The sequence below is a fragment of the Desulfitobacterium sp. PCE1 genome, from assembly GCF_000384015.1.
Taxonomy (GTDB): Bacteria; Bacillota; Desulfitobacteriia; order Desulfitobacteriales; family Desulfitobacteriaceae; genus Desulfitobacterium; species Desulfitobacterium dehalogenans.
Genome location: NZ_KB913023.1, coordinates 1,484,300 through 1,496,968, shown reverse-complemented (window position 1 = coordinate 1,496,968; position 12,669 = coordinate 1,484,300). Strand labels below are relative to the sequence as shown.

Here is a 12,669-nt window from a genome sequence, read left to right as displayed (position 1 = left end):
TTCTACAAGGGTTTATTTTTCGTTAAAGTTATTTTTATCACTTGTATGGTGAGAACGATACCACCTGTCGTTCCGTGAAGACTGTGCCGGGTCTAATTCCTTCGGTTAAGCTAACCTTATGCTTAACCTCTCAGATCGTCAGCGCCATACCATCATGGGCCAGGGACACGTGAGCATAATCCTTTAATTTCTCTTGGAGCTGAGCCGCTGTTATCGGGGTACTATAATGCATGGCAAGATGGGTTAATATCGTATGCTTGGCCCGGACACTCTCCCCTAAGGCGATAGCTTCTTCCCAATTCATATGGCTATGGGGAAACCAGTTTGCGCCGTTAAACGTGGCGTCACAGATCAGGGTATCGACACCTTGAATTTGCCGGACCGTTACTTCAGGCAGTCCGGCCGTATCCGTAAAATAGGCTGCCCTTTTTTCTCCTTCCAAGAGAATGCCTCCGGTCTCGATACTGTGCTTGGCCGGCCAAACGGTCAGTTTTACCTCTTTAAAAGAGTAACTTTTGCCGAATTCCCAGGGTTCTATCACAAAAACCTCTTCTAAAAAGGGATAGGCCTGATAAAAAGCATCCACAGCCTTCGGCGGTAAAAAGAGATGAATAGGCTCTTTCCGGTCCAGTTTGACATAGTATTCCAGATCTCCGATGCCACCGAAATGATCATAATGCCAATGGGTAATGAACAGATAATCTACAGATTGAATCCGCTCCCTCAGCAACTGAGTTCTTAAATCAGGAGAGGCATCTATTAAAATTTTCTCCTTTCCCGTGTCCAGAACCGCCCCACTGCGGGTTCTTGCCCAGAAAGGGTCAGCCCAGGCTTCCCGACAGGCGATACAATCACAATGAAAAGCAGGGACACCGAGGCCGGCAGTGGTTCCCATTAATGTAAACTTGACTCCCATTCCCCACCCCTCCCTAACTATGGGAAAGCTGAATCGCCTGTTGAGGGCACTGTCCTACACAGGTATAACAAGCACTGCAGGCATCAGGATGCAGGGCCTGAGCGACTTTCCGGCCTTCCACCTCCACCATTGCCAGAACTCCCGAAGGGCAGAAATCCACACAGAGTCCATCCCCCATACATTGTTCCGTATCAACAAAAAGTTCAACCCTTGCTCCTTCTCCCTGAGATTGAGCTCTTCTTGAACCCACTTTATCCATGACGGGATGAAGGTAGATTTTTTTTCTCTCCTCCGGAATACTCTTTTGGGATAATTTCAGCAAAGCTTGAGCGATAGGCTCAAGTAAGGCTGTGGGAATAGAGAGATACAGTTCAAAATCATCAATCTCACTGGAAGCCCGCGCACCATAACAGCCAAATGAGATATTCATTTCTCCCGAGGTCATCGTTTGCACAATTAAATCGGCGCAAGCAGAATTAAACCCTGACGTTTTAAAATCCTGACGTTCACCGGTAGCGTAGGTTTGAGCACAGCAAAGCCACATAGCCTGCTCGGGCCACAGAGTAAACACCACGACATCGGGGTCGAAGGCTGCCTTCTCTAAGGGAGCCAAGAGGGTAGCCTCATAGCTTCCTGCTTTAAATCCAGGACGGGAGCTGATCATCTGACGAGCGGTTTCTATATTGGGCATCTTTTTAAAGAGAAGATAAAGGTCTCCTGATCTCAGTTTGGGAGACATCTCCACCAAACCCAGAACCCCGGTTCCATCAGGACAGGCATGGCTGCGGGGTGGCATATAAAGACAATTGCCCCTGCGTGCGGTAATGATGGATTGACAATGACGTAAAGGTACGCTAGGTTCGATCACTTGGGCCGGCCTTTCTTCTCCAGGTCTCATCATTCTCACCGCAACCGGATCCCAACGCAGGGAAAGGGTCTCTTTGAAAATCTTATTTAATTCCTTATAGTTCATTTTGAAATCTCCTTTAGTGCATAGTTTAGGTAGTTTTTATGTTCTTGCATCTTGAGTTTAAATATAACAGTTAATCTGCCATAATTCTTTCCCATAATTTTTCTCCCTCAGGCCCTTCAAATAGAGATTGGGCTCTCCTTTTTAAACCGACAAAATCCTGCTCAAACTCCAGGAGCAGGTTTAAGACATGCTGGACCGGGATCTGGTTCTGATTCTTACTTAAATTGAGAACACACCCTAAGCAATAGGCCGCGAGAATTTCCGCCTCAGATGCTTCAACTTCCCTTAACCGTGCCTGCACAAGACTTTGGGCCAGTTCAGGGTCAAAATGGGATACTTGCCCGCCGCTTCCACAGCACAAAGCTCTGTCACGGTTATGCTCCATTTCAACCAACGAGTAGCCTTTTAGGGCCAGGGCTTTTCTTGCCTGGCCGGCAAATTTACCGGCTGCCCGGTCCGGACATGAATCATGGACTGTAACAACTTTCCTGTGTTGTTCTTCAAGTGGAACATTCACTAATTCTGAATCCTCCAGAGCCTCATAAATTGTCTGGATGGCAATTCCCATTTCCAGCGCCATGGATTGCAGTTGATAGTAGCAATTAGGACAGGCAAAGATAAGTTTCTTTACTTTAAGTCTGCGGAGCTTATCCTTCAATCCTTGTATGAAACGAGCTTCTCTCTCCTTTAAACCCAGCTGATACAGGGGTAAGCCACAGCAATCGGTTAAAAGGGAAACCCCTTGATCTTGTTGTTGAAGAGTTTTAAATAAGACATGAACCAATTGTGGAGCGTAAGTAAGCATGCTGCACCCCGCAAAAAAGGCTGTATCAGCCTCGCGGTCCGGATTCAGCTCGCCATACCCAATGCCATTGACTTCACGGTATAGTTTCATAACGTTTAAAGGCCGATCCGGAAACATATACCTGAAGTCCTCAATATCGATTTCCCCTTCTGCTACAGACTTCTCGCGTATTGCTGCAAACATATACTTAGGGCTTAAGTCCGATGGGCATACACTTTCACACAGTCCGCAAAGAGAGCAATTATACGCTTCCGTTACCGTCGGCTGACGTATGGCAAGGCTCACTAAGCTCTCATTAATTCTCTGTAAGAGTTGACATTCTGATCTACACAGGCCACAATCTACGCAGTTATCCATGATTTCTTGGCAGGCAACCAAAGCTTCTTCAGAATTCATGTTTTTCTCCTCTTCTTTCCTTACTTAGAGTACTAATCTTGAAAGAGTTTAAGATAAAGCTCATACCCCTCTTCCCCTTCGAACATTTGGGCCGCCTTTCCTTTGACTTCATCATAATTTTCTTCAAAACCAAGCAAGGTATTAAGAGCATGGCGTATTTTAATGTTGCAGTCGGCGATATTGCCGAAATTTAAGACACAAGCATGGCAGTAGGCTAATAAGGTATCGGCACCGGCCTTACCGGCTTCCTCTAAATTCTGCACTTCATGCTCTGTAGCCCATTCCGGTCGGAAATGACCGAGTTGACCACTGCTGCCACAGCAAACCGAGTTTTTACCATGGTGCTTCATCTCTGTTCTCCGATAATTTCCCCGGTCCAGTGCTTCTCTGACCTGTTTGCCAAAAATCCCTTCAAAACGATCCGGACATGAATCATGAATGGCATAGACTTCGGAACCTTGGTTGGCTATAAACTCATCCGACAAGGCTTCATAGATCGTAATAATCTCCAGATCCAGCAAGACCCCTTCTTCCTTGAACTGATAGTAACAGTTAGGGCAAGCTGTAATCAGCCGCTTTACCCCCAGGTGACGCGCTTTTTCCCTTAATTCCTCTTTGATTTTATCCCCTCTTTCTGGAAGCCCGATATGGTACATGGGGATACCGCAGCAATTATCAAGAAACAGAATGGTTCCATACTTCTTAGCCAGTGTTTCATAAACCCTTTTCGTCAACCCAGGGGAATAGGTCAGCATGGTGCACCCCGGTAAAAACCCGGTCTGCGCCGGCAATGACGTGTTCAGATCAGAATAATCAATCCCATAGTACTCCCTGAACATACTCATTACAGTGACGGCTCGGTCGGGAAATAAATATTGGTATTCATCAATATTTATTTCCCCCTGCTTCACCGCCTCCACTCTGCGTTGTTCAAACATTCGAAAAGGGCTCAAGCCAAGGGGACACATTACCTCACATTTACCGCAAAGCGCGCACCCATACGCTTCATACACCTCTATACCTCTCCTGGCGATCTGCCCCGGAGACTCATTAAGCTCGGTTAAGATGCGGCAGCTTTCCGCACACCGACCACAATCAGTGCACTCTGCCGCTATCCTTTTTTCCCAGTCCTTCTCCTGATTCAATGATTTTCACCTCGTTGATTTCTCCGACTTAAAGATATTGCTGCTTATATTTACATGCAAAAATTGTACCAATTTTATTTTGAATTTCCCGAGGATATCTCAGGGCTTATAACACCAGCGGATTCGCCTTATAGCGGCTTTTAGCCGTTCACGAACCAAGACTTTCTCAGCCATCAAAATTCTCTTTTTGATACTTTAAGTCCCAATTTAACAAAGGGGCGCAAAAAGGCTCGCCTTCTGGCATGACTTACCTCCCCAAAAGAGGCGGGCGATGCCAGCAGGCGAGCAGCATTGCAAATCAACTTCTACACATCTGCAAAGAGACAGTTCACCAACTCGGACAAGAGATTAATCAATTGTAAAAACAAATCGCCTGCGCTTGTTCACGGGAATCTATTCCTCTATCCCAAAATCGACAGGATATTCTGCAACAGGGCCACGAGTATCAGCACATTGAGAATTACCGTAAAGACAATGAACCTATTTATGTCTGTCATTATCAAAATTACTCTCCCCTTATTCAAGTTCATAGGTCGATTGGGCAACTAAGAAGGAAATTTCGTCGTCACCGTTCTGATCACCGGACCAGCCTTTGCCGACCGGCTCCACCCTCACAAAGGTTTCATAACCCATGAAACTTTTCATGTGTTCCCATCCTATTAATGCTTCAACAATTCATGAATTTGACCGCGGAAGGAAGGCTGTCCTGGGGAACAGTCAGGACGCATCCCTTTACTTTAGCTGCTAAAGCGGCGGCCAGAGCATCAGGCTCTCCATACCCATAGGCAAGATAAACTGTATCCGACATCCCTACCAGATCCCCTATCTTGGCAGCTGTATCATAGCGATTGGCTCCCTCCAAACGATTGGTGGTTATCCCGAAGCTTTGCAATTCGCTTTCAATTTCTTCAGAGATTGTACCTGTTCCTCCGATAATAAACACTGTTTCCGCACTAGATTGAATCTCATGAAGAACCACATTGCTCATTCGAATTGAGGAAGTCATAAGTATGGGAGCGTCATTTTTTTTTGATAAAGGTACTGCGGTTATAAATCTTCCCTGAGCTATTTTGATGCTGCGGATATCGGCATACTCTGCAGTCGTTCCCATAATGCTGGTGGAGGTATTTCCTGTGCAAGCGGACGGGAAGGACGCAAAAACGCCGCCCATCCTAGTGAGCAGCGTTTTATTTTCTCTTAGGTTATTATCATCTATTTGCCGATCTGTGTTTTAACATCCTCATTGACGTTTGCGGGCGATCACCGCCAACCGGCCGTTTTCGGTGGAGTATTCGCATGTGGACAGTACCACGAGCTTATCGCCATATCGAGCGGTCACACCCGTGTCATAAAGAGCGAGTTGTTTAACATTTTGAATATACGAATCAAATTCAGCAGGTGTTCCCACCTTCTCAACCTGATAATATTTAAAGATTTTTTCCGCTTTGCGGTAAACCTTGGAGAGAATCACAGCCACAATCTCATAGTCTGCCGTTTCATAGAGGGTGCTGAATTGGAAGGTGGGATGCTCCTGATAAAAGCGCTCCTCCTTGTACTTCATCAAATCTGCGAACATCATGCCGTTTTTTATATAATGGCCGTGAATCAGTAAAATGTCCCCATCATCTATCTGACAATGAACGTCCAAAAAAGGCAGTCCATGCTTGCTTTCCTTCTTATCAAAATCATGGCTAAGATAGTACTCCCCATCCTGGGGGTTCTGCATGACCGGATAATCAATGACCGTATCCTCAATTTTCAGCCAGCCGACGATATCCGGGTTCCGCCTGTAAAGCTCCTGCAACTTCGAAAGCATGACAGGCTCATCCTCCTTCACCTTCTCGTCAGAAAGCGGGGGTGCCGTCGCACCCCCACCTGTGCCTGATCCTATTGGTGAATCTTCCGGCTGCCTTGTCAACTCTCCCATGTGTTTCCGTGCCTGATAATCCTCCAGGAGATGGCCGGCGGTAGCGGCCAGAGAAAAGACCAACAGAACAAGAGAAAAGGCGATAAGAATCTTTTTTGCTTTGTTCATTTTTTCTTATCACCTTTCCTCGTCTTTAATAGATTAAATCGATCCAATCGGTTAAATGTTGCTTTGCTTCCTGCGGTTTGGCAGACAAATGCCCAATAGGATTAAGGACATCAGCCCCAGAGCCAGATAAAAGCTTAAGGGTGCGCTGTTATCACCTGTTTTCGGAACATCGTCCAATTCGTTGCCGGCAGTACCTTTAGCCGTAAAGCGCAGGGTAGCCATCTCACCAGCTGGGGTAGTGTCCGTTGCCTTGGTCCTGACCTGTACGGTGTGGTTGCCGGGCAGGCTCGGAGGATTGGCCGGGTCATAGGTGTGCCAGCTGCCGCCGTCCACAGAGTATTCCATAGTTGTGTCCATGCCCACCAGGATATTCTTGGTATCGTCGGCGTTTACCTGGGGCGCAGAGGGAGTTTGGGGTGTATTGCCGCTCTCACTGCTGCTGCCATTGTTACCATTGTTACCACTGTTACCACTGTTACCGCTGTTACCACTGTTAGCGTTGTTCCCAGAACCTTTGACAGTGAAGTTAAGAGTGGTTATCTCACCAGCCGGTGTACTGCCCTGAGCCTTCAGTCTGACCCTCACGGTGTGGTTGCCGGACAGATCCGGAAGATTGGCCGGATCATAGGTGCGCCAGCTGCCGCCGTCCACAGAGTATTCCATATCGGTGTTCATGCCTACCAGAATATTCCTGGTATCGTCGGCACTGACCTTCGGCGCAGTGGGAACCTGGGGCGTATAGCCGCCGCCAATACCCCCATCGCCGCCTCCGCTGTTGCTTACAGGGGTCATTTGCACATCATAGCGTACGATATCGGTGCCTACTGAGATAGTACCGCTCGTGTAGGTTTCATACCCAGGTTTGGTTACTACCAGATAGTAATCCGTATCCGGGAACACCATGTAGGCATATTCTCCGTTTTCGTCACTGTTTTGACTGGGGCTACCGTTATCGTTAGGTGCAAAACCTGGAATTAAAGGCAAGGTTACTTTCGTACCCGGAGTAATTCCTTTGCCTTGGTTCCGCGGTGTATCCGCATAATAGAGCGTCACTTCTGCACCTTCGATGACCTTACCGGTGACTTTATCTGTAATCGTACCGTAGGGATCAACAAGCTCTTCTGAAATATTCAGTTCGCCGTCTGCCTTGACTTTCAGCTCTGACTTGCTGATGACCAGTTCTTTTCCCGGCTCAACTTCGTAACGCACTTCCATGGTGTAGGTTTGCTCGGTCAAACCAGGGGCCGCAAAGGTACCATACAGCGGATCCAAGGGGAATGCCTTAGGAACGCCGCCTTCCTCAATGTACTTGCCCGTCTCATCCTTTAGGTAGACCTTCAGATTTCCGGCAAACGTCCCCTGTATCATTGAAGACTTTCCATCAGGCTGCTTGAAGAGCACGATACCCACAGCTGTAATCTCTGCTGGAATATCCTTACCCTCTGTAGTCGTACTGCCCTCAGTATCCGCCTTTTGGGTGAAGGGAACAGGCGTTGGAACACCGCCGATGTTTACCATCTTGTTGTAGGTGATGGTGTATTCTTCGTTCCTATTGACAGGGTGGTGGTATAAACCGTTTTCATCGGTTGTGATTGTCACTGTTTCCCCGGTTTTTACGTTTTCCACTGTAATTACTGCATTGGGAATCACTTCTCCGGTTGTGTTGTCACGCAGAATACCGAAGAGTGCCGCAGGAGTTGCGATGACCTTCACTTCATTGGATTCCTTATAAGGAACCCCTGAAGGACTTTTAGCCGTGGTGGTCGCGGTGAATGGATATGTCTTCTCGTCTGTATCCATCACCTTATCCGCTTGATATTCCACTTCAGCTTTCCCGTCTTTGTCGGTAACTGCTGTGCCTACCACAGTGCCATCCTTGTCTTTGAACGTCACCATTGCACCTATGACCGGTTTACCATTCTCATCAATAAGGCTGGCAATCAGCTTAGCCGGATGTGCTCCGTCACCAGGTACTTTCGCAACATCTTTCGGGTCACCCGGATCACTGGCCGGCTTTGTTTTAAGCTCAAGGGTCCCTGGCAGCTGACGGTTGTTCTTAAAGGGTGCTTGTGCTTCAACAGCATTCACAATCTTTCCTTCGAACTCCAGCTCTCCTGTGAAGCTCAGCTCTCCCCCCGGGTTGGTTGTGTAGCCGTCGTCGGCGTAACTGGTTTGGCTGACGGTGTAGGTCACGCCGTGAGGAATGTCCTTAACGACGATATACTCATCATGCTTTAGGCTAATTGTGCCGCCTGACGCTATGTTGACAGGTTCGCTGCCGCCATTCTTGGTGTAGGAATAGGTTCCGCCATCACTAAAAGCGATCTTGTATTCAAATTCCTTCCCATTGTCACTACCACTGCCTGTCACAGTGTTGCTTATGCGCAGACTGCCAAACCAATCCCGCGTATTGACATAGTCCGCTTTATGGTCACCATTATAGACAATGGTTCCTGTGTACTGCAGTTCTGCCGGGTCAGTGATGTGTCCGTCTGTGTTCTCCTCCTGAGTAACGAGATACTTAACCCCCGCCAACAACTTCTCAATAACGAAAGTTGCTCCGTCTTTGAGTGTGAAGTTTAAAGTTGCTCCGTCTTTGAGCGTGAAGGTTCCCTTGGTGCCATCCGGGTTTGTATAACTATAAGTATTATCGTTTTCGTCTTCGACTTCAAAGGTAATGGCGTAGACAAACTCCTTGTTTGTGTCGCCGTTGTTGCCTTTCACGACGTTCTTGACGGTCAGCTTGCCTGCAGCAGGGGTGGGTACAGTCAGCCGATTCTCACTATCTACTTTTACACCGTCTACCCAGATGGGCTTCCCAGGGGTATTTCCTACATATACCTCATAAATTTTTATATTGGGTAGATAAGTATTTTCGTCATAACAAGTTTCTTTTAGCTCGTAATACCCTGGATCTGGGAATATCAGATTGAGTGTTCCGTCAGTCCCAGTTTTTCCTGTTCTAACTTCTGTCCCATCACTCGCCTTATATAATGTGAAGCATACGTTTCCTAGCGGTTTACCATCGGGATCCACCTTTTTCAGTGGCAGCAGAGCATTAGAACCTGAACTGGCGGCTACGTCCGAACTGTCCAGAGTGCTTTCGCTTTTGGCACTGATAGATTTCAGTTTGTCATCACCCATCAGCTTTACCTCGTTGCCCATTTTGTCGCCGGCTTTTGCTTTAGTGGAATCAACTTCCGTCTGGTACACAAACTGGTAGAGCTGATTGGGGTTATTCATCATGAACTTCAGGACTGTAGTGCCACCCTCACCCGGTTCGGCTTCCACTTGCACTTCGCAATTGGGGGCGCTGAGGTTCAGTGCTGCGCCCTCTCGTTCCAGAGCACCACTTGGAGTCAGTTTGGCACGATAGACCGCCATACTGGGTAGTGTCAGTACGAGCTTTCCGCTTTCATCCTTGCGCAGGTTCATACCCGCACCCAAGGTATCCTGTAGATAAACACCTTTCGCCATGTTAAATGGCGGAGTATAGTTCACCGTCCACTCCAGCACACCAGGGGCCGGTTTGGTCACTGATTTTCCTAGTGTTTGGATGGGTACAATAACCTTACGCTGTTCGGTGACTACCTTTTCCTCTCCGCCCCATGTCATGTAAAGATCAGCTTTGTTATACAGCACCTGCTTGTTCGTGCCGTTTGTGATATGGTCGTGTAAATATTGCTCCAGGGCCACATTGGATGGTCTTGCCTTGACTAAAATGACATAGGGGCTTTCCAGCTTGGAGAAGGTAAATGTTCCCACGTTTCCGCTATTGGAGAACTCTACCACATGAGCGTTGATGCCTGGCTCAATAAGTGTTTGGGCATCGTTCCTGGTGCCATAGCCGGTGCCGCTGCCATTGTCCGAATAGCCTCTATAAAGCTTATAGGTTTGCCCATCTTCAAAAGGAACGAACTCCCAGTCTTCGGGCAATGTGTCTACCAACCTAATGTCGCTAACTACTCGATTCCCGCCATTCTTTGCAAGTTCCTCTGTGTTATATCCCGGCATATTGATGCCTAAACGGAAGGTGACGGTCTTTGTTGTTCTGTCATAGGCAGAAATCGTCCATGCTTCGTTACTATCATTAGAAATGTAGCTGCCAATGTTATTGGGGGTAAAGTTTTCAGGCGTACCATCTGCCTTCAATGGCTTTGACGCAAAGAGCATATCCTTATTCAGCATGCGAATATGAAGATTAGTTGAATTTTGCGCTGATTTTATGACCTCACCATCAAACAGCAAGGCTCGATTCCATCGTGCTTTATCAGCATTAATGTCCTGTTTAAATAGGAAGGCTGGATTGGTTTCAAGTGCACGGAAGCTGAAGGAAGTAGGTTTATCAGTGTTATATCCGGTCACTTTGATCAAATCTGCCACCACTTCACCATCTACTGTCAAAGGAATGGCCTTCAAGCTCAAGCCAGTGGCATTCGTCACGCCCTTCAAGCTATCCACATGATACTTCTTCCAAAGCTGTGCAGTATTTACATTGGCTTTTATTTTTGCAATGGTTGATGTACTCACTTCTCCAGTTGCATCCACAGCGTTATCCAAGACATTCAGATCTCCGCCATGAATTAATACGTCATATACCACCGCATCCGGCAGGGCATATTGTGGCGTTAGGTTGACGGTCCATGTAACGCTGCCAAGGTTGAAATCCGCCTGTAAAACACTGCCGCTTTTTGTAAAGGCGTGTGCACCGATGGTGACAGTTGCCTCATCAGTTACTGCATCAGGTCTTACACCGCTTGTCACATCATTGTTTTGTATACCACCTAGTGTGTCCAATTCCCAATTAGCCCGGGGATCGATTCTAAAACTAGAACCGGCTTTCACCTTCGTTCTAATCACAAGTTGTACTCTACCATTAATATCCCCGAAAGAGTAAACACTGTTTGAATCGGGCTCAATGGATTTTACTTCAGATGCAACACCGTCTACCCATGTTTGCCATGTGGCCGACTCAAGCTCCAGCCCAGCGGGGAGTGCATTTGTGATGGTAAAGTTTTTCAGACCTTTTTTATTATATTTCTGGTTAACATTGATTGTCCATGTGATCTCTTGGTTAGGATGGTCATAGGAGGCACTGGCTTGAATCCAGTCAGGTGCAAAAGAAATCTCTTGACCTGCCTCTACCAACTTAGTACTGCCCTCTTTCAGTTCTACCCTACCAAACATGACTCGATAGCTGCGACCTAGATTGCCCGGCGGGTCCCTGTGCTCATAATAGTAACCTGCCTTTGGAATCCATGTTTTATACTCAACCTTCGGATCCTTACCTGTTCCCTCTGGGAAAGTGTAGCTCAGGCTTCCATCCTCACCAATGGTCGGGGTTACCGCAGTATTGTTTACTTTGAATGAACCTTCTACATAGACACCTTGGACATTGCCACTGTTAGCGCCAAATTTTGTATTATACTCTGTAGGGTTCGTAAAAAACGTCTTCCCGTCCAGTGACAGCTTGATTGTATTATCAAACTGATCGAAAGCAGATACGGTTGACTGCCAAGTAATCGCTCCCTCAACAAATTGTGCGGCTTGAATTCCCCGATAACTATATTGATCCCAATTTACTTGTCCGGGCGAACTCAATGTAATGCTGTATGCTGGCGTAACATCCGAGTTTTTCAGCTGATATGCTGTCCCGAAGATGCTGATAGGCTTTGTATCACCATAGCTCATTCCCGTTACATCCGCATCGGCGGTGGTTTCAAAGCTAAAAGTAACACCTTTTCCGACACCATTAAAAAAGCTATCGTCACCATCAAATACAACCTTGATGCTGGCCGGGGTGAAATAGACAGTGCCAAGCTTTTTCATGCCAGTCTCCGTCATTGCATTCAGGTCTCTGGTAGCTGTCGGCAACACCACTTCCTTGAAGTAGCTCTCACTTGTCAGCTCGATCCAGTCACCCCTCTGAATGTAGTTTTCGGGATTCGCATTCGTCGGATTCGAATCATCACCATTTACGGGCACCTTAAGTCCTTCTGATTTTAGCGTAAATTGCTGCCTACCCTGGATGGTGCCGTTAGGCTCAATACGAACCAAGGGATCTCCCTGCTTCACCTCCAGCGGAAAGGATAAATTAGCAGTCATAAACACCGCGGTTTTATCCCCGGGTACAGCCGCCATAGGCATCGGCAGGGCCATGGGCTGCACCCCTATCGCCCCGGGAGTCGTCACTTCAGACTCTGTCACCTCAAGTCCCGGCTCGCTCCCTTCACCGATCGTTGTTATCCCGGAACCCTCCGGTGCGCCCTGTGCATAGGCTGCTGCTGGATTGAGTGGCAAAGTCTGAAAAACCAGCAACACCGCCAGAAATAAGGCCAGCACAGTTCTATATGCGTTTCGTTTTCGTTTCACTCTGATGCATCCTCCATTCCTCGAAAT

At 47.4% G+C, this 12,669-nt stretch carries 8 protein-coding genes; all 8 read right to left on the bottom strand.

The annotated features are described in order from the left end of the window. Window positions 1–130: 130 nt before the first annotated feature. A complete protein-coding gene (locus tag DESPCE1_RS0107455) occupies window positions 131–916 on the bottom strand; it encodes an MBL fold metallo-hydrolase (RefSeq protein WP_019850022.1) in 786 nt (261 codons plus the stop codon). Window positions 917–929: 13 nt separating this feature from the next. Then, window positions 930–1,889: a DUF169 domain-containing protein gene (locus DESPCE1_RS0107450; RefSeq protein ID WP_019850021.1), complete on the bottom strand. Its 960-nt coding sequence runs from the start codon at window positions 1,887–1,889 to the stop codon at window positions 930–932. A 70-nt stretch (window positions 1,890–1,959) separates the two neighbouring features. Further along, window positions 1,960–3,090 (bottom strand): (Fe-S)-binding protein, encoded by a 1,131-nt coding sequence (locus DESPCE1_RS0107440; RefSeq protein WP_019850019.1) that lies wholly within the window; start codon window positions 3,088–3,090, stop codon window positions 1,960–1,962. A 32-nt stretch (window positions 3,091–3,122) separates the two neighbouring features. After that, window positions 3,123–4,235 carry a (Fe-S)-binding protein gene (locus DESPCE1_RS0107435; RefSeq protein ID WP_019850018.1) on the bottom strand — a complete coding sequence of 371 codons (1,113 nt, stop codon included), beginning with the start codon at window positions 4,233–4,235 and terminating at the stop codon, window positions 3,123–3,125. 516 nt (window positions 4,236–4,751) lie between these two features. Continuing rightward, window positions 4,752–4,880: a hypothetical protein gene (locus tag DESPCE1_RS23980; protein WP_019850017.1), complete on the bottom strand. Its 129-nt coding sequence runs from the start codon at window positions 4,878–4,880 to the stop codon at window positions 4,752–4,754. 22 nt (window positions 4,881–4,902) lie between these two features. Then, the gene (locus DESPCE1_RS0107425) at window positions 4,903–5,406 is read right to left on the bottom strand and encodes a cell wall-binding repeat-containing protein (protein ID WP_019850016.1); all 504 of its coding nucleotides are present in this window, start codon (window positions 5,404–5,406) and stop codon (window positions 4,903–4,905) included. Window positions 5,407–5,475: 69 nt separating this feature from the next. Further along, a complete protein-coding gene (locus DESPCE1_RS0107420; protein WP_019850015.1) occupies window positions 5,476–6,270 on the bottom strand; it encodes a class B sortase in 795 nt (264 codons plus the stop codon). A gap of 51 nt (window positions 6,271–6,321) precedes the next feature. Beyond that, a complete protein-coding gene (locus DESPCE1_RS0107415) occupies window positions 6,322–12,642 on the bottom strand; it encodes a DUF4073 domain-containing protein (protein WP_019850014.1) in 6,321 nt (2,106 codons plus the stop codon). Window positions 12,643–12,669: the final 27 nt, after the last annotated feature.